At 52.8% G+C, this 25,808-nt stretch carries 17 protein-coding genes; 9 read left to right on the top strand and 8 right to left on the bottom strand.

Going from position 1 to position 25,808, the window contains the following annotated elements:
• Positions 1 to 57 precede the first annotated feature (57 nt).
• From hmsP to JBO43_RS21810, 3 genes are all read left to right on the top strand, one after another.
• Positions 58 to 2,076 carry a biofilm formation regulator HmsP gene (gene hmsP, locus JBO43_RS21820; RefSeq protein ID WP_208622067.1) on the top strand — a complete coding sequence of 673 codons (2,019 nt, stop codon included), beginning with the start codon at positions 58 to 60 and terminating at the stop codon, positions 2,074 to 2,076.
• A gap of 159 nt (positions 2,077 to 2,235) precedes the next feature.
• On the top strand, positions 2,236 to 3,522 hold the full coding sequence (dctA, locus tag JBO43_RS21815) for a C4-dicarboxylate transporter DctC (RefSeq protein WP_202675074.1): 1,287 nt from the start codon (positions 2,236 to 2,238) through the stop codon (positions 3,520 to 3,522).
• 225 nt (positions 3,523 to 3,747) lie between these two features.
• A complete protein-coding gene (locus JBO43_RS21810) occupies positions 3,748 to 5,238 on the top strand; it encodes a M16 family metallopeptidase (protein ID WP_103947422.1) in 1,491 nt (496 codons plus the stop codon).
• A 142-nt stretch (positions 5,239 to 5,380) separates the two neighbouring features.
• Here the strand turns inward: JBO43_RS21810 and kdgK are convergent, their stop codons facing one another.
• Entirely contained in the window at positions 5,381 to 6,310 is a 930-nt protein-coding gene (gene kdgK / locus JBO43_RS21805) for a 2-dehydro-3-deoxygluconokinase (protein WP_202675072.1), read from the bottom strand.
• Positions 6,311 to 6,541: 231 nt separating this feature from the next.
• Here kdgK and pdeH point away from each other — a divergent pair, with 231 nt between their 5' ends.
• Both pdeH and JBO43_RS21795 read left to right on the top strand, forming a co-directional pair.
• On the top strand, positions 6,542 to 7,315 hold the full coding sequence (gene pdeH / locus JBO43_RS21800) for a cyclic-guanylate-specific phosphodiesterase (protein WP_095283824.1): 774 nt from the start codon (positions 6,542 to 6,544) through the stop codon (positions 7,313 to 7,315).
• Between the two features lie 65 nt (positions 7,316 to 7,380).
• Positions 7,381 to 9,444: an AsmA family protein gene (locus JBO43_RS21795; protein ID WP_174348686.1), complete on the top strand. Its 2,064-nt coding sequence runs from the start codon at positions 7,381 to 7,383 to the stop codon at positions 9,442 to 9,444.
• 218 nt (positions 9,445 to 9,662) lie between these two features.
• Here the strand turns inward: JBO43_RS21795 and JBO43_RS21790 are convergent, their stop codons facing one another.
• The 3 genes from JBO43_RS21790 to JBO43_RS21780 all read right to left on the bottom strand — a co-directional run bounded on the left by JBO43_RS21790 (position 9,663) and on the right by JBO43_RS21780 (position 13,235).
• Positions 9,663 to 10,985: an MFS transporter gene (locus JBO43_RS21790; RefSeq protein WP_202675070.1), complete on the bottom strand. Its 1,323-nt coding sequence runs from the start codon at positions 10,983 to 10,985 to the stop codon at positions 9,663 to 9,665.
• A gap of 274 nt (positions 10,986 to 11,259) precedes the next feature.
• Positions 11,260 to 12,285 carry an inner membrane protein YhjD gene (yhjD, locus tag JBO43_RS21785; RefSeq protein ID WP_095284421.1) on the bottom strand — a complete coding sequence of 342 codons (1,026 nt, stop codon included), beginning with the start codon at positions 12,283 to 12,285 and terminating at the stop codon, positions 11,260 to 11,262.
• A gap of 50 nt (positions 12,286 to 12,335) precedes the next feature.
• Positions 12,336 to 13,235 carry a LysR family transcriptional regulator gene (locus JBO43_RS21780; RefSeq protein WP_095283820.1) on the bottom strand — a complete coding sequence of 300 codons (900 nt, stop codon included), beginning with the start codon at positions 13,233 to 13,235 and terminating at the stop codon, positions 12,336 to 12,338.
• Positions 13,236 to 13,354: 119 nt separating this feature from the next.
• Between JBO43_RS21780 and JBO43_RS21775 the strand changes: the two genes are divergently transcribed.
• Complete coding sequence (locus JBO43_RS21775) at positions 13,355 to 14,113, top strand: SDR family NAD(P)-dependent oxidoreductase (RefSeq protein ID WP_202675068.1); 759 nt, start codon at positions 13,355 to 13,357, stop codon at positions 14,111 to 14,113.
• A 4-nt stretch (positions 14,114 to 14,117) separates the two neighbouring features.
• Here the strand turns inward: JBO43_RS21775 and JBO43_RS21770 are convergent, their stop codons facing one another.
• Complete coding sequence (locus JBO43_RS21770) at positions 14,118 to 14,657, bottom strand: GNAT family N-acetyltransferase (protein WP_202675066.1); 540 nt, start codon at positions 14,655 to 14,657, stop codon at positions 14,118 to 14,120.
• Positions 14,658 to 14,805: 148 nt separating this feature from the next.
• On the opposite strand from JBO43_RS21770, the gene JBO43_RS21765 reads away from it, so the two are divergent.
• Positions 14,806 to 16,401 (top strand): STY4199 family HEPN domain-containing protein, encoded by a 1,596-nt coding sequence (locus JBO43_RS21765; protein ID WP_095283817.1) that lies wholly within the window; start codon positions 14,806 to 14,808, stop codon positions 16,399 to 16,401.
• A 235-nt stretch (positions 16,402 to 16,636) separates the two neighbouring features.
• Here JBO43_RS21765 and JBO43_RS21760 read toward each other — a convergent pair whose 3' ends face one another.
• From JBO43_RS21760 to JBO43_RS21750, 3 genes are all read right to left on the bottom strand, one after another.
• A complete protein-coding gene (locus JBO43_RS21760; RefSeq protein ID WP_202675064.1) occupies positions 16,637 to 18,286 on the bottom strand; it encodes an alpha,alpha-trehalase in 1,650 nt (549 codons plus the stop codon).
• Between the two features lie 320 nt (positions 18,287 to 18,606).
• A complete protein-coding gene (locus JBO43_RS21755; protein ID WP_202675061.1) occupies positions 18,607 to 19,248 on the bottom strand; it encodes a winged helix-turn-helix transcriptional regulator in 642 nt (213 codons plus the stop codon).
• Positions 19,249 to 19,356: 108 nt separating this feature from the next.
• Positions 19,357 to 20,019: a helix-turn-helix domain-containing protein gene (locus JBO43_RS21750; RefSeq protein WP_331251907.1), complete on the bottom strand. Its 663-nt coding sequence runs from the start codon at positions 20,017 to 20,019 to the stop codon at positions 19,357 to 19,359.
• Between the two features lie 422 nt (positions 20,020 to 20,441).
• Here JBO43_RS21750 and JBO43_RS21745 point away from each other — a divergent pair, with 422 nt between their 5' ends.
• Positions 20,442 to 21,050, top strand: a complete 609-nt coding sequence (locus JBO43_RS21745) for a LuxR C-terminal-related transcriptional regulator (protein ID WP_202675060.1) — start codon at positions 20,442 to 20,444, stop codon at positions 21,048 to 21,050.
• A 245-nt stretch (positions 21,051 to 21,295) separates the two neighbouring features.
• Entirely contained in the window at positions 21,296 to 25,738 is a 4,443-nt protein-coding gene (locus tag JBO43_RS21740) for a YadA-like family protein (RefSeq protein WP_202675058.1), read from the top strand.
• The last annotated feature ends 70 nt before the right edge of the window (positions 25,739 to 25,808 follow it).

Below are 25,808 nucleotides of genomic sequence, written 5' to 3'. Positions count from 1 at the left end.
GCCGGGAATAGGGTAACGTTTTGTTACCCTATGCTTCGGGTTTTGTGGAGAGTCAATTTGCGTGTCAGCCGTTCTTTAACTATCAAACAAATGGCGATGGTTTCAGCCGTCACTATGGTGTTTGTATTCATCTTTTGCGTTATTTTGCTGTTTCATTCCGTACAGCAGAATCGCTACAACACGGCTTCGCAACTGGAAAGTATTGCCCGATCGGTCCGTGGACCGCTGTCTGCCGCCATTCTTAAAGGGGATATCCCCGAAGCAGAAACTATCATACAGCGCATTCAGCCAGCGGGGATTGTAAGCCGCGCGGATGTGGTGTTACCCAATCAATTCCAGGCGCTGCGGATGAGCTTTATTCCCGAGCGTCCGGTTCCGATGATGACCATGCGCTTATTTGAGCTGCCGGTACAAATCTCGCTCCCGCTCTATTCCCTCGAACGCCCGGCTAACCCTCAGCCGCTGGCCTATCTGGTGTTGCAGGCCGACGCGTATCGTATGCATAAGTTTGTCATGAGCTGGATTTCCACGTTAGTGACTACTTACTTACTTTTGACGCTGATCCTCACCGTGGCTCTGACCTGGTGCATCAACCGGCTGATCGTCCACCCGCTGCGTAAAATTGCCCGTGAACTGGATAATTTGGCGCCGCAGGACCAGGTTGGACACCAGCTCACACTGCCGCGCCTGCACCATGACGATGAAATCGGCATGCTGGTGCGCAGTTACAATATCAACCAGCAGCGCCTGCTGCGTCAGCACGATGAGCTGAACAGCAATGCGACCCGCTTCCCGGTCTCCGAACTGCCTAACAAAGCCTTCCTGATGGCTCTGCTGGAACAAACTGTCGCACGCCAGCAAACCACCGCGTTGATGGCTGTCGCCTGTGAAACCTTGCAGGATACGGCGGGCGTACTGAAAGAGAGCCAGCGTGAAATACTGCTGCTCACGCTAGTGGAGAAAATCAAGTCGGTGCTGGCACCGCGCATGGTTCTGACTCAGGTGAGCGGCTACGACTTCGTGATTCTGGCCCACGGCGTGAAAGAGCCGTGGCACGCGATTACATTAGGTCAGCAAGTGCTCACTGTCATTAATGAGCGCTTACCGATTCAGGGCATCCAGCTGCGCCCCAGCGCCAGCATTGGTCTGGCGATGTATTACGGCGATCTGACGGCAGAACAGCTTTATCGTCGCGCGTTCTCCGCCGCCTTCACTGCGCGTCGTAAAGGCAAAAACCAGATTCAGTTCTTCGAGCCGGAACAGATGGAGAAGGCGCAGCAGCGTCTGACAGAAGAGAGCGATATCCTCACTGCGCTGGATAACGACCAGTTTGCGATCTGGCTCCAGCCGCAGGTCAACCTGGCGACGGGCGAGGTGAAAAGTGCCGAAGCGCTGCTGCGTGTGCAGCAGGCGGACGGCTCCTGGGAGCTGCCTGAAGGGCTTATCGAGCGCATTGAATCCTGCGGTCTGATGGTGACGGTGGGCTATTGGGTACTGGAAGAGGCATGTCGGCAGCTTGCAGCCTGGCAGGAGCGTGACATCAACATGCCGCTGTCGGTGAACCTCTCGGCGCTACAGCTGATGCATCCGACGATGGTCTCGGAGATGCTGGAGCTGATCAATCGTTACCGTATCAAGCCCGACACGCTCATTCTGGAAGTCACGGAAAGCCGTCGTATTGACGATCCGAACGAGGCGGTGAAGATTTTAAAACCGCTGCGTAACGCCGGTATTCGCATCGCGCTGGATGATTTCGGCATGGGCTACGCGGGCTTACGCCAGCTCCAGCACATGAAAACACTGCCGGTGGATGTGCTGAAAATCGACAAGACCTTTGTCGAAGGACTGCCGGACGACAGCAGCATGGTGGAAGCCATTATCCAGATGGCACGCAGCCTGAATCTGCACGTCATTGCCGAAGGCGTTGAAACTGAAGCTCAGCGCGACTGGCTGGCACAGGCGGGTGTCGAAAGCGGTCAGGGATTCCTGTTTGCGAAAGCCGTTCCAGCGGAAGAATTCGAAAAACGTTACTTCTGTGAAGACAAGAGTGACGACTATCCCCACGCAAAAGTCTAACTTTGTTGCTGGCTTGTACGAGTCAGCACACAGTTTTTAACATTCATGTTTCAAATTTGATCTAAGTTCATTTCTGTCATGTTTTACGGGTGTTATTTTAGAGCCGCAGGAAAGCATTACCCATAAGAATCCTGTGGTTTTTCTTCCCAAGGACACCCTATGAAAACCTCCATCTTTAAAAGCCTTTACTTTCAGGTCCTGACAGCGATTGCCATCGGTATTCTGCTTGGCCATTTCTACCCTGAACTGGGCGCTCAAATGAAACCGCTTGGCGATGCCTTCGTTAAGCTCATCAAAATGATCATCGCGCCCGTTATTTTCTGTACCGTGGTGACCGGTATCGCTGGCATGGAAAGCATGAAGGCGGTGGGTCGGACCGGTGCAGTTGCGCTGTTGTACTTTGAAGTGGTCAGCACCATCGCGCTGATTATCGGGCTGATTATTGTGAACGTGGTACAGCCGGGGGCGGGGATGAACGTCGATCCTTCGACGCTCGATGCGAAAGCCGTCGCCGTTTACGCCGAGCAGGCGAAAGACCAGGGCATTGTCGCCTTCCTGCTGGACGTCATTCCCGGCAGTGTGATTGGCGCCTTCGCCAGCGGGAATATCCTGCAGGTGCTGCTGTTCGCCGTGCTGTTTGGTTTTGCCCTGCATCGCCTGGGCAGCAAAGGGCAGCTGATTTTCAACGTCATTGAAAGCTTCTCGCAGGTGATTTTCGGCATCATCAATATGATCATGCGTCTCGCGCCTATCGGTGCGTTCGGGGCGATGGCCTTTACCATTGGTAAATATGGCGTCGGCACCCTGGTGCAGCTCGGTCAGTTGATTATCTGCTTCTATATCACCTGTATTCTGTTTGTGGTGGTGGTGCTGGGCAGTATTGCGCGTGCGACGGGCTTTAGCATTTTCAAATTCATCCGCTACATTCGCGAAGAGCTTCTGATTGTGCTGGGGACCTCGTCCTCCGAATCGGCGCTGCCGCGTATGCTCGATAAGATGGAAAAACTGGGCTGCCGTAAATCGGTGGTGGGGCTGGTCATTCCGACCGGGTACTCGTTTAACCTCGACGGTACGTCGATCTACCTGACGATGGCCGCGGTGTTCATCGCCCAGGCGACCAACAGCCACATGGATATCTTCCATCAGATAACCTTGCTGGTGGTGCTCCTGCTTTCTTCGAAAGGGGCGGCGGGCGTGACGGGCAGCGGGTTTATCGTCCTGGCGGCGACCATTTCGGCGGTGGGGCATCTTCCGGTGGCGGGCCTGGCGCTTATTCTCGGGATTGACCGCTTTATGTCTGAAGCCCGCGCGCTGACTAACCTGGTCGGTAACGGTGTGGCGACAGTGGTGGTCGCGAAATGGGTCAAAGAGCTGGACCACAAAAAACTCGACGATGTACTAAATAATCGCGAGCCAGAGAGCAAATCCCGCGGTTTATCCTCATAAATTCAGCACTTATGCCCGTTCGCCCTTGTCGGGGAGCGGGCTCCTGCGCATAATAACTGCTCATACCTGTCATACTTCGATAAGATTTTTTTCGGGTATATTTCACTTCTCGCCGTGACGTTTAGCCGAACACGCGGTCTAATCGAAGTGTTTGAACGTTATCTTCAAGAGTGCTCAATGTAGTGCGACACTCTTTTTAACCAGGAATGTTGATCAGGGGTTTACATGCAGGGCACAAAAATTCGACTCTTAACCGGCGGTTTGCTGATGATGGCAGCAGCCAGTTATGTGCAGGCAGATACGCTCCAGCCCGACCCAGCCTGGCAACAGGGCACACTGGCGAACGGGTTTCAGTGGCAGGTTTTAGCCACACCGCAACGTCCCAGCGATCGCATCGAGATTCGCCTTTCCGTTAATACCGGTTCACTGACCGAAAGCACGCAGCAGAGCGGGCTGAGTCACTTTATTCCTCGACTGGCGCTGACCCAAAGCGGCAGTTTGCAAGCTGTTCAGGTGCGTTCACTGTGGCAACAGGGCATCGACCCGAAACGCCCACTTCCACCTGCGGTCGTTTCCTACGACTACACCATGTTTAACCTCAGCCTGCCCAATAACCGTAATGACCTCCTGAAAGAAGCGCTGACATGGCTGGGCGATACCGCTGGCAAAGTGGCGATCACCCCGGATACGGTTAACTATGCGCTGAGCAACAGCGACATGGTGGCAACCTGGCCGGCTGACACCAAAGACGGCTGGTGGCGCTATCGCCTGAAAGGCTCAACGCTGCTGGGCCACGATCCGGCCGAGCCGATTAAACAGCCGGTCGACATCGAGCAGGTAAAATCCTTCTACCAGAAATGGTACACCCCTGATGCCATGACCCTGATTGTGGTCGGCAACGTCGACAGCCGTGCGGTGATTGAGCAGATTGGCAAAACCTTTGGCGAGCTGAAGGGCAAACGTGAAGTGCCTGCGCCGGTTTCTACACTGGCACCACTGCGAGCAGAGCCGGTGAGCATTATGACCGATACCGTGCGTCAGGACCGTCTGGCGCTGATGTGGGACACGCCGTGGCAGCCAATTCGTGAATCTGCGGCCCTGCTGCGCTACTGGCGTGCGGATCTCGCCCGTGAAGCGCTGTTCTGGCACGTTCAACAAACGCTGAGCAAAAACAATGCGAAGGATATCGGCATTGGCTTCGACTGCCGCGTGCTGTTCCAGCGTGCGCAGTGTGCGATTAACGTCGAATCACCAAACGATAAGCTGAACGCTAATCTCGGCGTGGTTGCCAAAGAGCTGGCGAAAGTGCGTAAAGACGGCCTGGGCGAAGAAGAGTTCAATGCTCTGGTAGCCCAGAAAAATCTTGAGCTGCAAAAGCTGTTCGCCACTTACGCTCGCACTGACACGGATATCCTGATCAGCCAGCGCATTCGCTCTTTGCAAAATCAGGTGGTGGATATCGCGCCGGAACAGTATCAGAAGCTGCGTCAGGACTTCCTGAATAGCCTGAGCGTCGAGATGATTAATCAGGATCTACGCCAGCAATTATCTCAGGATATGGCTCTGGTTCTGCTCCAGCCGAAAGGCGAGCCGGAATACAACGTGAAAGAGCTACAGGCCACCTGGGACGGGATCATGAAGCAGGAGGAGCGTACCGCTCAGCCAGCGGCAGATGATTTGCACCAGGATGCAACGGATATTCCGCAGGCGCAGTAATGTAAGTGTGTGCGGGCTGATGCCCTCACCCCGACCCTCTCCTACGGGAGAGGGAGAAAACAAAGCCCGATATCGCTATCGGGCTTTGTTTTTTGTAGGCCGGGCAAGGCGAAGCCGCCACCCGGCTTTTCTACAGACTGGCTCAGCCCGGCATCGCTTCGCGCGGAATAATCGCCCCGCGATATTGAATCACCGTGCTCGCCGTCAGGTGACCGCGTTTTGCTGCCTCGGCTGGCGTACCGCCCGTCAGGCGCACCGCCAGATAACCAGCGCTGAAGGAATCGCCTGCCGCTGTGGTATCCACCACTTTCTCCTTGGCTAATTTTACCGCTGGCACATCTACAACGGCTTCACCGTTAACGGAAACCAGGCAGGAATCCGCGCCGCGCTTGATAACTACTTCGTTCACACCGGCCTGATGCGTACGGGCAATAACCTCTTCGACCGGTTTCTCACCCCACAGAGCATCTTCATCATCCAGCGTTAAAAACGCGATATCGGTGCAGTGCAGCATCTGCTGATACACCTGCTGCGTCTCTTCACGGCTGGCCCACAGGCGTGGACGGTAGTTATTATCGAAAATCACTTTCCCGCCGTTTGCGCGACATTCGTGCAGCAGAGAGAGCAGTTTTTCACGGCTGGAAGGGCTCAGGATAGCCAGGCTGATTCCGCTCAGATAGAGATAATCGAAGGTCGCCAGCTCTTCGCAGATGGCCGCAGAATTCTCGCTTTCCAGCCAGAATTTCGCCGCTGCTTCGTTGCGCCAGTAGTAGAACGTGCGCTCACCGGTGCTGTCGGTTTCAATGTAATACAGCCCCGGCAGACGGTTTTCCATCCGCTGAATCAGCGCTGTCCCCACGTTTTCACTCTGCCAGGCTTCCAGCATCTGCTGGCTAAAGCTGTCGGTACCGAGCGCGGTCACATAGTTGACGGCAAGTGCTTCAGGCGCGACCTGTCGTGCAATATAAACCGAAGTATTCAACGTATCGCCACCAAAACCACGGCTAACTTCCGCGCCTTTTTGTGACAGTTCAATCATGCATTCGCCAATCACGGCAATTTTTTTAGACATAGTCGTGAACCTGAACAGATAAATTAATGTAAGTGTGCGCTGTGGGGTTTTTATGGTCAACTATATTAAAACGTCGTTCCAAATTTTTTTTTGAGCCAGCGCGCGTTCCAGACAGATTCTGTCATCTTAATTTCATTTTCCCTTCCCGCTGGACATAAAGTTCTCACTCCCTGGGCCGATAACCCTTTGACGAGTCCAGACAGGTCATCTCTTTTCAACAGGACATCTGAAATGAAGTCAGAGCAGGTTATCCAGCGGCTAAGCACCACTCCGGAAGCAAGTATTGAAAGCTTGCAGGAGCATCGCTATTGGCTGCAATGTGAGCGTGCTTATACTTATCAGCCTATTTACCGGATTGACGGCAGGCTCATGGCGATTGAAATCTTAACCGTTGTGACCCACCCGTCCGATCCCGCAAAGCGTATCGCTCCTGATCGTTACTTCGCCGAAGTGAGCGTGCGCCAGCGTCTGGATGTGCTGGAAGAACAGCTGGAGATGTTGGGAACAAAGCAGCCGTTTTTTGCACGCCATGACATTCTGGCGTCGGTAAACGTCGACGGCCCAACCCTGATTGCCCTGCGTCAGAATCCTAAGCTGCAAAAGCTGGTCGCTTCGCTGCCGTGGATGCGTTTTGAACTGGTGGAACATGTGCGTTTGCCCCAGGATTCCTCATTTGCCTCGATGTGTGAATTTGGCCCGCTTTGGCTGGATGACTTCGGCACCGGGATGGCGAACTTTTCCGCATTAAGCGAAGTACGCTATGACTACATTAAAGTGGCGCGTGACCTGTTCATCATGCTGCGCCAGACGTCGGAAGGCCGGAACCTGTTCACTTTGCTGCTACAGCTAATGAACCGCTACTGCCAGGGCGTGATTGTTGAAGGCGTCGAAACGCTTGAAGAGTGGCGCGATGTGCAGAATTCTCCAGCGGCGGCAGCACAGGGCTATTTCCTCTCCCGTCCGGTGCCTATGGACACGTTAGATAACGTCATTATCACCTTGTAACCCCTGCTGTTTGACTTCGCCTGGACTATATTCATGAAAGGCAAGGTCATAAAAAGGGGATAACGATGACTAAAACCACCAGGATCATCACCTGGGTAACAGGGACCTTCTTGTTGTTGATTGTGGTCGCGATAATCATCATTGCGACGTTCGACTGGAACCGCCTCAAACCGACCATCAACCAGAAAGTCTCCACCGAACTAAACCGGCCCTTCGCCATACGCGGCGATCTTGGCGTGGTCTGGGAGCGTCAGAAAGACGAAACCGGCTGGCGCAGTTGGGTGCCGTGGCCTCACGTTCATGCTAACGACATTATTCTCGGCAACCCGCCCGATATTCCTGACGTGACGATGGTCCATCTGCCGCGCGTCGAAGCCACGCTGGCACCGCTCGCGCTGCTGACGAAAACCGTTTATCTCCCCTGGATCAAGCTGGAGCAGCCCGACGCGCGGCTGATCCGCCTGTCAGAGAAAAACAACAACTGGACCTTTAATCTCGCCAGCAGCGGCGAAGAAAAAGATCCGAATGCGCCACCGTCGGCGTGGTCTTTCCGCCTGGATAATATTCTGTTCGATCGCGGGCGGATTGCCATCAATGACAAAGTCAGCAAGGCGGATATCGAGATCCTGGTCGATCCGCTCGGCAAGCCGCTGCCGTTCAGCGAAGTCACAGGGACTAAAGGCAAGAACGATACCAGCAAAGTGGGCGATTACGTCTTTGGCCTGAAAGCGAAAGGGCGTTACAACGATCAGCCCTTAACCGGTACAGGCAAGATTGGCGGCGTGCTGGCGCTGCGCAGCGAAGGCACGCCATTCCCGGTGCAGGCGGATTTCCGCTCGGGTAATACTCGCGTGGCGTTTGTGGGCACGGTGAACGATCCGATGAAAATGGGCGGCGTAGACCTTCAGCTCAAATTCTCTGGTGATTCACTGGGCGAGCTGTATGACTTAACCGGTGTACTGTTGCCGGATACACCGCCGTTTGAAACAGACGGGCGGCTGGTAGCAAAAATTGATACGGAAAAATCCTCGGTCTTTGATTACCGCAATTTCAATGGCCGCATTGGCGACAGCGATATTCACGGCTCGCTGGCTTACACCACCGGCAAGCCGCGCCCGAAACTGGAAGGGGATGTGGAATCACGTCAGCTGCGCCTCGCCGATCTCGGCCCGCTGATTGGTGTCGATTCCGGGAAAGGTGCGCAGCAGTCCAAACGTTCCGAACAGAAGAAAGGCGAGAAAGATATCCAGCCGGCGGACAAAGTGCTGCCTTACGATCGCTTTGAAACTGATAAGTGGGATGTGATGGATGCCGACGTGCGCTTCAAGGGGCGTAAAATCGAGCACGGTAGCACCTTGCCGATCAGCGACCTCTCGACCCATATCATTCTCAAAAACGCTGACCTGCGCCTGCAGCCGCTGAAATTCGGCCTGGCGGGCGGGACGATTTCCTCCAACATTCACCTCGAAGGCGATAAAAAGCCGATGCAGGGTCGGGCGGATATTCAGGCGCGCAGGCTGAAGCTGAAAGAACTGATGCCGAACGTGGAGCTGATGCAGAAAACCCTCGGTGAAATGAACGGGGATGCGGATATTCGCGGAGTAGGTAACTCCGTTGCGGCGCTGCTCGGCAGCAGTAACGGGAATCTCAAGCTACTGATGAACGACGGGCTGGTGAGCCGCAATCTGATGGAGATCCTCGGGCTGAACGTCGGTAACTTTATTATCGGGCAGATTTTTGGCGATGATGAAGTGCGGGTGAACTGTGCGGCGGCGAATCTCGATCTGGTGAATGGCGTGGCGCGTCCACAGATTTTTGCCTTCGACACCGAGAATGCAGTGATTAATGTGACGGGGACGGCGAGCCTGGCCTCGGAACAGCTGGATTTGACCATCGATCCTGAGAGTAAAGGGTTCCGTATTATCACCCTGCGCTCACCGCTCTACGTGCGAGGCTCGTTCAAAAATCCACAGGCGGGTGTCAAAGCGGGGCCGTTGATTGCGCGCGGAGCTGTCGCTGCTGCGCTGGCAACACTGGTGACACCAGCGGCAGCGCTGCTGGCGCTGATTTCACCGTCAGAAGGTGATGCGAATCAGTGCCGGACGATTTTGTCGCAGATGAAGAAGTAACGATGGTGAGGTCTGGTGCCCGGTGGCGCTTCGCTTACCGGGCCTACAAAACCCAAATCCAAACCTAATCCAATCGTAGGCCGGGTAAGGCGTAGCCGCCACCCGGCAAAAACACCGCACGGACCCCGTAGGCCGGGTAAGGCGCAGCCGCCACCCGGCAAAAACACTGCACGTACCCCGTAGGCCGGGTAAGGCGCAGCCGCCACCCGGCAAAAACATCACAGCGACTGATGCTTCGTCTCGTGCGTCAACAGCAGCGCAATCAGCGTCAGCCCTGCCATCGCCGCCAGATACACGCCCACATAGAACAGGCCGTAGTTTGCCTGCAACCAGGTGGCGATATACGGAGCCACAGACGCGCCCAGAATCGACGACACGTTATAGGAGAACGATGCTCCGGTGTAACGCACTTCGGTCGGGAACAGCTCCGGCAGCAGCGCACCCATCGGGCCAAACGTCAGTCCCATCAGGCTCAGGCCAATCAGCAGATACGCCATCACCAGCGCCGGACTGCCGGAACCCAGCAGCGGCGGGAAGACGAACAGCGCGAACAGAATAATCAGCGACGTAATCACGATCATGCTCGAGCGACGGCCAAATTTATCGGCCAGCAGCCCGGCAATCGGCACCATCACGCCAAACCCGATCACCGCCATCATCAGCATCCACAGCACTTCGTTACGCGGCAGACCGAGGCCCACAGGCGCGGCGGCGGTGCTGAAGGTCATGGAGTAGACCGTCATAATATAAAACAGCGTGTAGGTCGCCAGCATGATGAACGTACCGAGTACGGTCACGCGAACGTGTTTGGTCAGCAGCGTGCCGAGCGGGATTTTCACCTGCTTTTTCGCCGCCGCCACTTTGGCGAACACCGGCGTTTCATGCAGGGAAACACGCACATACAGGCCGATCAGCACCAGCACCGCCGAGAAGATGAACGGAATACGCCAGCCCCAGCTCATGAACTGCTCGTCGGTCAGCAGCCAGGAGAGCAACAGGAAGGTGCCGTTGGCGAAGAAGAAGCCAATCGGCGCGCCCAGTTGTGGGAAAGAGCCGTACAGCGCGCGTTTACGCGGTGGCGCATTCTCTGTTGCCAGCAATGCTGCGCCACCCCATTCGCCGCCCAGACCCAGGCCCTGACCAAAACGCGCCAGCGCCAGCAACACCGGAGCCAGAATACCGATGGTTTCGTAGGTCGGCAGCAGGCCGATCGCCACGGTAGAAATCCCCATCGTCAGCAGCGACGCCACGAGTGTGACTTTGCGCCCGACGCGATCGCCAAAGTGACCAAAGACCGCCGAGCCAATCGGACGCGCGATAAAGGCGATAGCGAACGTTGCCAGCGATTGCAGCGTTGCAGCTGTAGGATCACCCTGCGGGAAGAAGATATGCGGAAAGACGATGACCGCAGCGGTGGCGTAAATATAGAAATCGAAAAATTCGATGGCGGTGCCAATCAGTGAGGCAACGACGACTTTATTACGCGAGTTGACCGGTGTGCTTTCCGGTTCTGAATCGAGAGTTGTGGCGGTGGCTTGCATAAAATTTTCTTATTGTTTGGTCTGACGAAAGGCCATATTACGCATAGCAAAAGCGACATTTCAATCTGTAACAGGGTGGCGTGGCGGCGATAAAACAAGCAAAAAGCGGATAATCTTCAGCCTGACGAAAACTCTTCTATGAAATGCTTCACAGAATTCAAATTTCAGTCGATAAAACTGGTTTTTGGTTAAATAAAAGTTACAGGCTGGATTTATATGCTGAAATGCCGAATCGGGCTGAAATTTTGCATTCTTATTCAGCCCGATAAGGGGTTTAGCGGTGGGTTTTGCCCGGCATGCGCGGGTCGTCTTTGTACTCGGCGGTGGCGATCCAGGCCGCGCAGAACAGCGTCAGGCGGGCAAAGAAGTAGAAGAATGCCATCAGGCCCAACACCGACCCGAACGCCGCGCCGGAAGGGGATTTCACCAGTGACGGCAGGGTATACGTCATCACGATTTTGATCACTTCAAACCCGATAGCGGCGATAAACGTGCCGCGAATCAGCGCTTTCTTGCGTGGACGATGGCGTGGCAAACGCCAGAAAATCCAGAAGAACAGCAGATAGTTGGCGAATATTGAAATCGCCAGCCCAATCAGCCGCCAGGCGGGCTTCAGCCACTCGATATAATCCAGATACAGCGCAGAAATGATCATCTGCTGCGCGGAACCGGCCACGGAAGTGATCGACAGCGTGACGACCAGGGCGACCAGCAGGCCAATCAGCGACACGAAATCGCGGAAATACTTAATCCAGATTTTCTCCTGATCCTGCGGCGTGCGTTCCCAAACGTCGCGCGACTGGGCGCGGATCGCCTCGCGCAGATTTCCCATCCAGTTAATGCCGGAATAGAGCGCAATCAGCAGCCCGACGATGCCCACCGTCGTACGCTGCTGCACCGCCGTGTTAATGGTGCTTTTCAGCGTGGCGGCCAGCGTCGGATCGCTCACGTTAATCAGAATCTTGTTGAAGATGTCCTGTAAGAGCGTCGGATGCGAGGCGAGAACAAAACCCGCTGCGGCAAACGACACCATCATAATCGGGATCATCGACAGGAATGAGAAGTAGGTAATGGCCGCACCGAACTGATTGCCCATTCGGTCGTTAAAGCGTTCCGTTGCGCGAATCAGGTGCGCAATCATCGGGCGACGCTGAATTTTTTGCGCGGTTCCCGTGACCGTTTCCAGCGCTTTATTTGCCTTGTTGGGCGAGGTTTTTTTTTCCGGCTCCGACTCCATCTTTTTGATGGGATCGTATTCCAGTTCCTGGGTGGGGCGTTGCGGGTTGTTTTCCTGCGTCACGCGCATTTTCCTTTTCGTTTGGCTGGATGTTATTGAATTATAGCCTGTGACTAATCAACGTAAGCTTTCATTATCGTCGTCAGCCACTCCATGAACAGATGAACCCGACGCGAAAGGTTGCGGCGATGCGGATAAATCAGTGAGACTGGCATCGGTTCGGCGCGGTATTGCGGCAAGATTTCGACCATTTTTTTTGCCTTTAGCGCGTCACGCACACCGACGCGCGGAACCTGAATAATGCCCAGCCCGGCCAGACACGCGGCGTGGTACGTTTCGGTGCTATTGACCGTCAAAATACCGCCGGTTTTTATCCACTGGGTGGCGTCGCCGTTATAAAACTCGAAACCCTGCGGGCGGGTTCCCAGATTTAGGGCGTAGTGAATCACGGCATGTGAAGCCAGATCGTCCAGATTCTCCGGGTAGCCAAAACGCGCCAGATAATCTGGACTGGCGCAGTTGATAATCGACAGCTTGCCCAGCGAGCGTGCGATTAGCCCTGAGTCTTTCAGCGTGCCGACGCGGACCACGCAGTCAAATCCTTCCCGAATCACATCAACCATCCGGTCACTGCTGCTCAATTCCAGCTCAATGCCAGGGTACTGCTGCAAAAAGGCGGGCAGTTTGGGGATGACTAAATTTCGCGCAACGCCAACGGGCATATCCACGCGCAATCGTCCGCTGATGCTGGTGGGGTCATGCTGGAAAAGTCCATCCAGTTCGTCGAGGTTTGCCAGCAAATCCTTTGCCCGCTCGTAATAGACCATCCCGTCCTGCGTGAGGCTGACGCGGCGAGTCGTGCGGTGCAAGAGCTGGGTGCCGAGCAGATTTTCCAGCCCCTGAATCTGGCGCGATACGCTACCTTTAGGAAGGCCCAGCGTGTCTGCGGCGCGAGAAAAGCTCTCCAGTTCCGCCACGCGGATGAAGAGCTGCATTGCGTGAATTTTATCCATAGGCTGCGCTCATTATTGTTGTCAGTGAAACAGTGAAGCGTTTTTTGCCATCTTTATTGATTTTCTATCACCTAATAAGCTCTTACTCAATCGGCATATCAATCGAAACGAGGTTTATCATGAGTGAACGTATTGCATTAGTGACAGGTGGCAGCCGCGGCTTAGGTAAAAACGCAGCGCTGAAGCTGGCAGCGAAGGGAACCGGAATTATTCTGACCTACAACAGCAGCCAGAAAGAAGCGCTGGAAGTTGTGCGCGAAATTGAATTAAAAGGGGTGAAAGCGGTGGCATTGCAGCTGAACATCGGGGATACCTCAGCCTTCGAACGTTTTGCCGCTGAATTACGATCTCAGCTTAAGCATGTCTGGCAGCGCGATACCTTCGATTATTTATTGAACAACGCTGGGACGGGTTTATACGCTCCGTTTGCGGAGACGACCGAAGCGCAGTTTGATGACGCGATGAATGTCCATTTCAAAGGCCCGTTCTTCCTGACCCAGCGCCTGTTGCCGCTTCTCAAAGACGGCGGTCGTATCCTGAACGTCTCCAGCGGTCTGGCGCGTTTTGCTCAGCCGGGTTCCAGTACCTATGCGGCGATGAAAGGGGCGATGGAAGTGCTGACGCGCTATCAAGCCAAAGAGTTAGGTGCGCGTAAAATTACCGCCAATATTATCGCGCCGGGGGCGATTGAAACCGATTTTGGCGGCGGACGGGTACGCGATAATGCGCAAATTAATCAGATGGTGGCGTCAAATACTGCGCTCGGGCGCGTCGGGCTGCCGGATGACATTGGCGATGCCATCGCGGCGCTGCTGAGCGATGAGCTGGGCTGGATGAACGCGCAGCGCATCGAGGTTTCAGGCGGGATGTTCCTGTAAATCCTTAACGGCTTTCGGCCTGGTATTCATGCTTTAACAGGCTGAAAATCCAGTCGTTATGCCAGGAATCTGCAAGCCAGTAGTTTTCTCGCAGTTCGCCTTCCAGCACAAAGCCTGCTTTTTCCAGCAGGCCGCGAGAAGCCGCGTTGCCCACCGTCACCGTGGCGGTGAGGCGACGGATCCCACCTTGCGTAAAGGCGTAATCGCACACGGCACGTAGCGATTCATAGCCATAGCCTTTTCCCTGCGCATTCGCGGCAAAGATAAAACCCACTTCCGCACAATCATTATCTCTGTGAATATAACCGGTGGCGCCGAGCGGTGTTTGACTGTCAGTTTCACGCACGATTAAACACATCCAGTGCGCGCTACCCGGTTCCCAGTGTTGCAGACGAGGCTCAAAGGCTTCACGAATGACGGCAATAGGGCGTTTATCGGCGATATAACGCATCACATCTGGATGTTGTTGCAGAGACAGGTAAAAAGGCCAGTCTTGTTCCTGAACAGGCGAGCACGTCAGACGCGAAGTAGTGAGTACCGGCATTCGATTTCTCCTATGACTATTTTCAATGATTATAGAGCTGTCACTTTATTTCTCCATAATCTCAGTTATGGTTTAACAGCACATAAATAAAAGAAAAAATTGCCTTTAAGGCACGCTTATTCTGCTTTGTAGTACGTTAAGGAAAATGATGACATCGGGTACATCACACCACATCCACGAACAATTTGAACATTGTATCGCGATCATTCGACACGCCTCCGTGGAGATCTTGCTGCTCCTTGATGTTCACGTATCTGAAGGTAAAGATCCCCGCTGGTTCCTGGAACAGCTCGATAATGCCCGCCTCGGTCTCGGCGGCTGGGGACCCGTCGCAAAACGCCTGAATCTGAATGATGCCGAAATGTCCGATTTCACGCTGCAACTCAGACTGTTACAACAGCGTGTGCCGAAATATGAAAGCGGTCAGGACGTTAGCCAAAACCAGCTCATAGCCGCCGTGCGTTTTGTCACCGCGCTGGAGCATCTGCGTTTACAGCAGCCTCTGCTCGGGTACAACACCGATCTGGCTCCGGGGAATGAATCCCTGCAATTGCAGGCTCATAAACAGGTACGCGCCCTTGAACTGATGATTAAATCCTTAATCATGCAGGCGTGGCCTGATCCGGTAAGGCTCAATAACCATCTTAAAACGCTGTTTAATGCTGATCGTGTCAGACGCTGGCTGAAAAACAGTGAACGCAACGACGTGCTGAGCGGCATGATGTTCAGCGAAATGGCGCAAATGCTGGTGGATAAAAAAGAGTTCAGCCGCTATTACTCGTCTTTGTTTAACGATCGCTCGATGCTGACGCTAATGGTTGAGCCGCGTAAAACCCTGCAAACTTTCCTCGACGATATCCGCCAGATCCGCAACATGCTGACCGTTCAGCAGCCCCTCACTTCCGCGCAGCTCCTGCTGCTCGATAACTACTATGCCCAGATTGCCGGGCCGATTCAGCGGGCGTTTGAAGAGGGACGCACGCGCATCAACCCGACGGGTCTGATGGCGGTGGATGCCAGCGAACTGCACAGCTTCTGGGAACATGCGCAGAAAATGGACCGGCAGACCGGCGGCGATCTGTTTGAAATTCGTGACAGCATCGAGAAGCCAACTCAGCGAGCGCCGCGCACGCCCGAACAACGCGATCAGCTCATTTCAGGTGCACTGTGGGGCGCGGTGGGGGTAATGGTGCTGGCTATTATTGCGGGCGGGGTGTGGCTGGTGACCAGCAGCAATCCGCCAGCGACTGCGGCAGTCGTCAGCGCCGAACCACAACCTGCACCGAAAGAGATGCGTGAAGCCCCGTCCTCACGGGAAAAACTCACCCGCATGGGCGTGACCTGGGATGAGAATAACTTCCGATCGGCCATCGATCGCAATGACACGCGTGCAGCGCTGCTGTTTTTACAGGGCGGAATGGACTGGAAAATGTCCTGGACCGAGCAGGCGATGTCAGCCGGTTACGATGATGTGCTTGAAGTGTTGATGCGCTATCGCCTGCAAATGGTCGAGCAGAAACCGTGTCGCCGGTTTATTGCGACGCTGAGCCATGCTATGTCGACCGGAGAAAAGCTGACCTCAATGCGTAAGCAATATTTGCAGGCGTTTTGTACGGTGCCTGCGGTGGTGCAGCGCCAGAAGTACGAAGCGGATCAAGCGAAGCGTCGGGCGCTGGCGCAGCCGGACGCCAGCACAAAAAAATGGCAGTCTATCCAAACTGAAATCTATGATGTGATTCGCTAATCTACACCTGACTGCATTGCCTGTGTAGGCCGGGTAAGGCGCAGCCGCCACCCGGCTTTATTCTGCATCGAAGCTAAAACTGCCCGATGGCGCTGCGCTTATCGGGCCTACAGGTTAGGGCTCTCCGTACAACCCGTTCAACCTGTGTAGGCAGGGTAAGGCGCAGCCGCCACCCGGCTTTTTCTGCATCGAAGCTAAAACTGCCTGATGGCGCTGCGCTTATCGGGCCTACAGGTTAGGGCTCTCCGTACAACCCGATCAGTCGCCGTACGACGCCGTTGGTCCAGCCAAAGCCATCCTGCAGCGGATACTCGCCCCCGCCGCCTTCGCGCGGGGTGCTGCTGGCAATGTGGTATTTCTCGATCAATTTATGGTGTGTTTTGTAGAAGTGATTCACCGTTTGCAACCAGCTCCAGGCGATCTCATCACCCAGCGAATCGTTGCCATACTGCTTAAATCCCTGAATCGCCATCCACTGTAGCGGTGCCCAGCCGTTTGGTTTATCCCACTGCTCGCCGGTTTCGTGTTCTGTCGCCAGTATGCCGCCGGGCGTCAGCAGACGCGCTTTGACCGTATCGGCCAGGCGGTCGGCCTGCTCATGTGTCGACATGCCGACATACAGCGGCACGATGCTGGCGGCGGAGAACAGCCCCATCTCTTCGCGTCGCCAGTCATAATCGCGGTAACAGCCATTTTCGTCGTCCCACAGGAAGCGGTTCACGGCGGCGCGTCGATCGTTGGCCTTCTGGCGGAAGGTAGTTTCAGTCTCTTTATCGCCTTTTGAGCCCGAAATATTGGCGATAGCACTTTCCAGTTTGAACAGAAATGCGTTCAGATCGATAGGGATAAATTGAGTCGTGCGAATACTTGCCAGCCGCCCGGCATCACGCAGCCAACGGGAAGAGTAGTCCCAGCCCGACGCCGCGCCCGCGCGCAGATCGCGATAGACTTCGTTTGGCGGTCGACCCGAGTGTTTAGCGGTTTCCACATCCTCTATCCAGGACTCGTCGCGCGGCGTGTCGCGATCATCCCAGTAGCGGTTGAGCAGCGAGCCGTCCGGCATACGCACCACGTGGCGATAGGCCTGATTTGGCACCAACGACTCCGCGCCATCCATCCAGAAGGCGTACTCCATCAGGAGATGATCCAGATACCGCTTCGCCCCGCGCACGCCGTCCTCTTCGAACAGTTCCACCATCAGGGCAAACACCGGCGGCTGCGAGCGGCTGAGGTAATAGGTGCGGTTCCCGTTCGGGATATGGCCGTAGCGCTCAATCATCCACGCAAAGTTGTCGGCCATGCATTTGAGCAGGTCGTTGCGCCCGCTCTCCGCCAGCCCCAGCATGGTGAAATAGGAGTCCCAGTAGTAGGTCTCGCTGAAACGCCCGCCGGGGACGATATACGCCTGCGGCAGCGCCAGAAGAGACGACCACGGAATATGATCCTGCGGCTCGCGCGTCAGCACCGGCCACAGATTATCAATGTGCTCTTTTAGCGACAGGCTCGGGTCGGAGACGTATTCGGTGGTCAGCGACTCCGGCATCCAGAAGTGGTTTTCGACAAAGCGTTTGAGGTCGAAATCCCTGTGGCGGCGCACCTTGCGATAGCGAATAAGGATGTCGAGCGGGTCCATCTTCGGCGCGCAGTCGGGGAAGGTTTTGCTGTCGGCAAACAGGCGCGTCGACTGGACGTGTTCAAAGAGTTCAAGATAGCGATCGGCAGGCGTGAGCGCGTCGGACGCGGGCAGCCCTTCTATCATTTCGGGTTCCGGTTCCGCCTCGATCATCTCATCCAGTTTCAACTCGCAGGGATCGGTTTCGTAGCGCAGCTCTTCCGCAATCTCGAACTCGACGATATCTGCAGCGTGTAATTTCTGGTTGAACATGGTGGTTAGGACCTCCGGTTTGCGTCGTCACACATACGGGTGTTTCCCGGGCATCTTCTAAGCTTAGACACTCGCTTCGGTGTGTGAAGGATGAAGTGTGCGGTGGATCACGTTTAGTGGCTGTGCCCAATTGCAGGTAACACAGGCTATCTTTATGATTTTAATTGGCTTATGGAAAAATAAACACCTGTGGAGAGAGAGTCAAATTCGGAGCATTCGTTGTGCAACGATTTATGAATGGTGAAAAAAATAAAATCTTCGCTGGCGTAACGAATACTTAATGTTGAAAACGTTAGCACATTGTTCATTTATCGCAGTGCCTAATACTTTTCAGGGATATGATTAATGCTAATCAGTACCCCTTCATGGGTTTCAATATATCCTCCTGTTTTAAGATTCGCCAATATCCTTAACACCCCGCTACGAGAGAGATGAGTTTTATTGCGAATATATTTCTCAGCAGTAATGTTACTGCGAACTTCAGGGGCTTCTTTCATTAACTCCTGAAGCTGAATACGGACAATATCAAAGGCTGTTGGAGCGGTCAGCTGATTACTGGAGGTGTATAGCTTGCCAGATACCACCATCATATGTTTTGACAGCGTTTGCCAGAGGTTGTTTTCTTCGATGACTTCATTCGCTTTCCTGAGGCTGATCACACCTACCTGACAAGGTGTCTGGGTGATGAGATAGCCCGGTACTTTGTTGCTTGTCAGACCGTAAAGACCCACTAATGACGGTGCGCTCACCGTTGCGATGGTGAGGTCGTCATGAAAGCGCTGAAAGGTGATGCGCCCCTGAAGGATCAGATAGCATAACTGTACACCTCCGGAATCCAGGTTGAGTCTTTGTCGGGCAGAAACATGTTTTAAATGCGCATAAGGTTGAAGGAATTCCACAAGCTCCGCGACATATGGCGAATTTTGATTAATAGGAATATGAGAATATTCGTCTGACGACATAATGGTAACCTTCTGATATCAGGCTAAAGATATTCATGAAGTATAGTACTTATCAACCCTTGCGGCGCACAATGCTCATTTTGCGAAAACCAATGCGTTCATGATGAATCAATATCTAATTGGGAGCTTCTGGATAGCGCATAAAACTCCTCTTTCGAGTTCTATATACCCTGCTTTACGTAACTCCGCCAGTATTCGCATTATTCCACTGCGTGAAAGATATGTTCTGCCTTTGATATAGTTTGCGGCAGTGATATTTAACCGAATAGACGCCGGTTCTCCCATTAATTCAAGTAGTTGAAAGCGTATGATTTCATAGGCAGACATTTGTGAGATAAGCGTGCAATGCTCATAGACTCTCGAAGCAGTGTAGATAAGCGTTTTAGACAGGCTTTCCCAGAGTTGATATTTTTCTATGATCAAATTGAAACGTTCAAGCGGCATGCGCCCCATGCAACTCTCTTCCGTCACTCTGATATATAAATGTTCATCGCGAGCAAGTTGGTTGCTGATACCCAGAATAAATGGGCCGGATTCAGAGTTTAGGATAATTCCATCTCCCCGGCGGTGTAGCGCAATACTCCCTTTATGCAATAAATAACACTGATGTTTGTTGTTCAGGTCATACCGTAGCAGTGAGCCTCTCGCGGATGAGAATACGGTAGCAAATGGCATTACATGATCAATTATTTTTTCTATATGCGATGTTGGTTTAAAGGTGGCAGCCGGTGACGTTGGTCGGGACTCGCCTGAATATATTTTGGTGTTCACTTTCTCCGCTCCACGGATGTTTTTTATTTGAGTGCCAGAGACCGTGATTATGTTCTTATGCTGAAAATAAAAAAATGGAATATAGGTCTAGTTGTAGACTGGTTTTATAGCATTCTGTTAACGAATGAAGAACGCGTGACGTTTTTATAAATGACGAGTAAACGGCCCTTCAAAATTTAATGCATGTTTTCTTATTCACTCATTTTCGATTTGTATGATAAGCACTGATCTCTATGGGATTTTATCCAGGATGTTTGTTTTTTGTTAAATATAGAGTCTACAATGAGTCTATAAAATAATTGAAGAGGATAGGATATTTCTTTAAATTTCACTTAAGAACAGAAAGGGCTTAGTGGATGGCTATATGGATATAAATCTTTTGTCATTATCAATACCATTGATATGGTAACTTTGGATTCATAATGAATATTCTTATAAAAGAAGAGGATGGCCTTTTTCGAAAAGGTATAGAGGAAATTTTCAAAACCCTGACATCTTCAACAGCAGCATACACTCTGAACTTTTCTCCTGAAGTGACAGATATTTCTAATAATGTGGATATTGTCGTTTTACCTCTTTGCAAAGGGGAAATAAAGCTCTGCTCTCCCTTTCTGGAAAATCCAGACTGTCGACTGATGATTGGTATCCTTGATGAAAATGAAGTGCTTCCTGGCACGCTGCCAGCTTGTTACATGGGAACGGAATTTATCTATCGAAGTGATTCATTCGATAGGGTGCGGCAAGTGCTTATACGAGGGTTAATAAAGATGACATCGAGGAACGTTATGCATCATGACTGCGACTGCATAGGGTGTCTTGACGGGCGAATGACTCGACCGCAGATGCATATCATGCAGAAAATAATACAAGGGAAGTCACCCAAGCAGATGGCAGATGAGTTCGGGATTAATGAAAAGACACTCTATTCACGAAAAAAACTATTAATGAACCGGTTTGGTTTGAGTACGGATTACGAATTAATCAATTTAATGCGTAAATTAACATTCAGAATACCTGTCAGAAATATTTAGCATCAACCTCGAATCTGAATTAACTATATTTAAAAAAATCAGGAATTAAATAAACCTTGGGTTTATAAATAACTGCATATTCATAAATAACAACATCCTGGAATACCTTACAGGGAATATTCACTGTCGTGAGAGTGAGTCTGGGAAACAGACCTCTGGAAAATCTATTTATCAACATAACCTTAGCGCCTTTCTGGCCGCTAAATGGAAATTAATGCCTGGCGCAGTGCCAGGAAGGAACAAATATGAACACGATTTATCGTCTGGTGTGGAATTCAGCGCAACGCACATGGGTTGTTGCTGGTGAGTTTGCCTCGGCAAAAGGCAAGGGCAAAAACATGGTGCGCCGCTCCCTTACGGTCACTGGCGCCTTTATGGCGGCATTTCTTTCATTTCCGGCAGAAGCGTGGGTTGCCGGGACGGGATCGGGTAGTACCGATCGTGATGGAGGTGTCGCAAGTAATATTTCTGTCAACGGGGGAAACGCTACGGGTGCATCTGGAGCGATCGCTGTTGGCTCGACGAGCGCTGCGACCGGAGTGAAGTCGATTGCGCTTGGGGAACAAACTCAGGCTGCAGCCGACGATAGCGTGGCGCTCGGCAGCAGCGCTGTCGCCAATACTGCCGCAGGGATGGCGGGCTACGATCCTTTGACGCAGGCGATCAGTTTGAATAACAGCGCGGCATGGAAAAGCACTCTGGGTGCACTCAGTATCGGTGATCCTGCCAATAATTTTACTCGCCAGATTACCGGTGTCGCGGCCGGCACGCAGGATACGGATGCGGTCAATATTGCACAGCTAAAAGCGGGTCAACATCACTATTACAGTGTTAACGATGCTGGCTTGCAGCAAGACAACTTTGAGAATGATGGTGCAACGGGTGCAAATGCGCTCGCGCTCGGTATCCACTCACGTGCTTCCGCTGATTACTCAAATGCGATCGGTTTTGGAGCGCGGGCTGAGGGTGAAGGCGCTTTTGCATTAGGTAACGGTTCAAAAGCCACTGGAATGCAATCGACTTCGATTGGTAACACAACTCTGGCATCGGGTTTTCGTAGCACTGTGATTGGTGAGAGTTCATATGCTCTAGGCACTTATTCGACCATCGTTGGTACCGTATCTGAAGCGACAGAAGAAGATACAACGGGTGTGGGTTCCTTTGTTTCCGTGTCGGGTAAAGGGGCTACAGCGATTGGATACGGCAGTACAGCAAAAGGTTCAGAATCTGCTGCTTTGGGCACACATGCTTTGGCATCTGGCGCACGTTCTATCGCTCTAGGGATGGATACGTCGGCCACGGATACCAACGGTGTGGCATTGGGGTCGTACTCAGTCACAGCACCTCAGGTATCCACTGCAAATGCGATGATTGAAGGCAAAAATTATACCTTTGCTGGAAATCGCCCTATTGCGACAGTAAGTATTGGTGATGAAGACATGGGGGTAACGAGAACGATCACCAATCTGGCTGCGGGCCGCGTTAGTGCCACCAGCACCGACGCGGTGAATGGTTCACAACTCTACGCGACTAACCAGGCGATTAGCGATAATAAAACCCGATACTACAGCGTTAATACAAATGGCACCCAACTGACTAACTATAACAATGACGGAGCGATCGCATCTTACTCACTGGCTCTGGGGCCAGACGCGTCGGCTCAGGAGCAATACTCGACTGCGCTTGGCTATGCTGCGATGGCTAAAAGGGACACGACAGATGCTGGCTCTTACGGAAGCACTGCTATTGGTAATCAGGCATTGGCACAGGGTCGAGTAGCCATTGCGATGGGATATCAAGCTCAGGCAACGAATCGGTACGCCGTCGCATTGGGTGGGAATGCCGTCGCTTCCGGGGAAAGAACAACCGCTGTAGGGACAGATGCAACGGCGTCGGGGACCTCCGGTACTGCTATTGGTTCTGGCTCCAGTGCAACGAAGTTTGCCACGTCGAGTGTCGGTGTGAACTCGAAAGCCGATGGGATGTATGCCTCTGCCTTTGGGGATACTGCAATCGCGCGTGGTGAACAATCCTCTGCTTTTGGTGCCGCAGCTCAGGCTATGGGTAATAATTCCGTAGCCTTAGGTGTTCACGCTTTCGTTAATGGTGAGAGAGCAATGGCGTTGGGGCGTGGAGCGACAGCAACCAGAGCAAATAGTGTGGCGTTGGGAGCCGACTCCGTGACAGATCCGATCGTAGGGACCGCGGGAACGATGGTTAATGGCAAAACCTACAATTTTGCAGGAATGTATCCTGTTGGTACCGTTTCGATTGGTAGCCTTGATAATGAGCGCACTCTCACCAATGTGGCAGCAGGTCGTTTGAATGGAATGAGTACCGATGCAGTTAACGGTTCCCAACTTTTTGCGACTAACCAGGCTATTGCGGACAGTACTACTCGTTATTACAGCGTGAATACGAACGGCACCACTCGGTCCAACTTTGACAACGATGGTGCGACCGCAACCTACTCTCTGGCGCTGGGACCTGATGCATTAGCTCAGGACCAGTTCTCTACATCTCTTGGATATGGTGCGGCAGCGAAAACAAATGCGGCAGATGTCACTGATGGAGGTTCTTACGGTGGTACTGCAGTCGGTTATCAAGCCCTTGCACAAGGCCGGCAAGCGGCTGCTATAGGCTTCCAGTCTCAGGCAACGGCTAGCAATACCGTCGCGCTCGGTGGAAATGCGGTTGCTTCCGCCCGAAGCGGAACTGCTGTGGGGGCATATGCTACCGCTTCCGGACTTTCTGGCACGGCGATTGGTTTAGGGGCTAGTGCTGCAGGATTTTCCAGTACAGCTGTCGGGGTATATTCCACTGCAAGTGGATACTTTGCATCCGCATTTGGAAACACCTCAAGAGCAACGGGAAATCAATCAACTGCTTTGGGCGTTGCAGCCCAGGCCCAGGGAGATATTTCCCTTGCAGCAGGTTATATGGCAGTAACTAAAGGTGAAAGCGCTACAGCACTGGGGCGTGGTGCGCAGGCTATCAATGCTAATGATGTGGCTTTGGGTTCTGGTTCTGTGACTGACGCTGCTGTTGGAACCGCTGGGGTGACGCTTGATGGGAAATACTACGCATTTGCAGGTATTAATCCGTTAAGTACCGTTTCGGTAGGCGGTTCAGGCAATGAAAGAACGATCACTAACGTAGCGGCTGGTCGTGTGAGTAGCAGTAGCACGGATGCTGTTAATGGTTCGCAGCTCTTCGCGACCAATCAGGCCATTAATAGCGTTGATAAAGGCTCAGTGAAATACGACACGCTTCCCGACGGTTCGACTGATTATGACAACATCACATTATCTGGTGAGACTTATAACAGCGTCACCAAAACCGGTGGGACGCGTATTAAGAACGTGGCCTACGGTATCGACGACAGCGATGCTGTGAATGTACAGCAACTGAATGATGCAACGGCTAATTTCTACAGTAATGGGGTGAAGTATTTCCATGCAAATTCTACGAAATCTGATTCTGTTGCCAGTGGTACTGAATCTATCGCAGTAGGGCCAAATGCGCAGTCTAGCGGAGATGGTTCAATCGCTATGGGTGATGAAGCTCGATCCACTGGTTCAGGCAGCGTCGCGTTAGGCCAGGGAGCGGTTGCTAAAAATGCCGGTGACGTAGCGCTTGGCGCGGGTTCAGTGACTGAAACGGCAGTGGCGACTTCCGGGACCACTATTTTAGGGAATAAATACGTCTTCGCAGGAACTGCGCCAGCCAGTACAGTTAGCGTCGGGAGTCAGGGTAACGAGCGAACTATCACCAATGTTGCTGCAGGACAGATTAATGCAATCAGTACGGATGCGATCAACGGTTCACAGCTTTACGCTACGAATCAGGCAATTGAAAACATCACCGGTAGCATGAGCAGTATGGATAAAGGCAGTGTGAAGTACGAAATAGATGCCGATGGTTCTGTGAATTACAACAAAGTCATCATGGGGGGAGACTCCTATGACAACGCAACGAACACGGGCGGCACAACGATTGCTAATGTGGCCAATGGTGTCGCGGCTTCTGATGCAGTGAATAAGTCCCAGTTGGATCAGGTCAGCCAGAATGTGACTCACGTTGCTAATGGCACAGATGGAATGTTCCAGGTAAATAACTCCAGCAATCTAACGAAACCGAAGCCAACCGGGAAAGATGCAATCGCAGGTGGCGCGGGCGCAATTGCATCGGCGGATAACAGTCTTTCCATCGGCGCTCGTTCAAAAGCCATTCATAGTAATTCTGTCGCGCTGGGCAATGATTCTGTGACTGACCGTAGCAATAGCGTTTCTGTAGGTAGCGCTGGAAGTGAACGCCAGATCACTCACGTAGCTGCCGGTACACAAAATACGGATGCTGCTAATGTGGGCCAGTTGAAAGAAAGTACCAACAACAGCAATCAATATACCAACAACAAATTCAACGACCTGAAGAATATGGTTGATGATCAAAAAGATAAGTTAAGTGCAGGTATTGCCGGTGCGATGGCGATGGCGGGTTTACCTCAGCCTTATCAGCCGGGAGCCAGCATGGTGGGACTTGCTGGTGGTACTTATCAAGGCGAATCCGCAATAGCGCTCGGTGTTTCCACTATCTCCGATAATGGCAAATGGGTCAGTAAATTATCCGGAACCACAAACAGCAGAGGCGATATGGGTGCCGCTGTCGGCGTCGGTTATCAGTGGTAAACCTGCAATAAGGCATTATTAACTCCCCGGTCAATCGGCCGGGGAAATACTTCTCTTAATTTATTGAGCA

Source organism: Lelliottia jeotgali (genome assembly GCF_016771845.1).
Lineage (GTDB): Bacteria > Pseudomonadota > Gammaproteobacteria > Enterobacterales > Enterobacteriaceae > Enterobacter > Enterobacter jeotgali.
Note: the sequence above shows the minus strand (reverse complement) of the source record. Positions and strands in the feature narration are given on the sequence as shown.

Bases quoted from the DNA above. Each gene is read 5' to 3' on its own strand.
- JBO43_RS21760 (WP_202675064.1), bottom strand. From the start codon at position 18,286: ATGTTCAACCAGAAATTACACGCTGCAGATATCGTCGAGTTCGAGATT.
- JBO43_RS21740 (WP_202675058.1), top strand. From the start codon at position 21,296: ATGAACACGATTTATCGTCTGGTGTGGAATTCAGCGCAACGCACATGG.
- JBO43_RS21770 (WP_202675066.1), bottom strand. From the start codon at position 14,657: ATGCCGGTACTCACTACTTCGCGTCTGACGTGCTCGCCTGTTCAGGAA.
- kdgK (WP_202675072.1), bottom strand. From the start codon at position 6,310: ATGTCTAAAAAAATTGCCGTGATTGGCGAATGCATGATTGAACTGTCA.
- dctA (WP_202675074.1), top strand. From the start codon at position 2,236: ATGAAAACCTCCATCTTTAAAAGCCTTTACTTTCAGGTCCTGACAGCG.
- JBO43_RS21755 (WP_202675061.1), bottom strand. From the start codon at position 19,248: ATGTCGTCAGACGAATATTCTCATATTCCTATTAATCAAAATTCGCCA.
- JBO43_RS21810 (WP_103947422.1), top strand. From the start codon at position 3,748: ATGCAGGGCACAAAAATTCGACTCTTAACCGGCGGTTTGCTGATGATG.
- JBO43_RS21765 (WP_095283817.1), top strand. From the start codon at position 14,806: ATGACATCGGGTACATCACACCACATCCACGAACAATTTGAACATTGT.
- JBO43_RS21795 (WP_174348686.1), top strand. From the start codon at position 7,381: ATGACTAAAACCACCAGGATCATCACCTGGGTAACAGGGACCTTCTTG.
- JBO43_RS21780 (WP_095283820.1), bottom strand. From the start codon at position 13,235: ATGGATAAAATTCACGCAATGCAGCTCTTCATCCGCGTGGCGGAACTG.
- JBO43_RS21745 (WP_202675060.1), top strand. From the start codon at position 20,442: ATGAATATTCTTATAAAAGAAGAGGATGGCCTTTTTCGAAAAGGTATA.
- JBO43_RS21790 (WP_202675070.1), bottom strand. From the start codon at position 10,985: ATGCAAGCCACCGCCACAACTCTCGATTCAGAACCGGAAAGCACACCG.
- JBO43_RS21775 (WP_202675068.1), top strand. From the start codon at position 13,355: ATGAGTGAACGTATTGCATTAGTGACAGGTGGCAGCCGCGGCTTAGGT.
- pdeH (WP_095283824.1), top strand. From the start codon at position 6,542: ATGAAGTCAGAGCAGGTTATCCAGCGGCTAAGCACCACTCCGGAAGCA.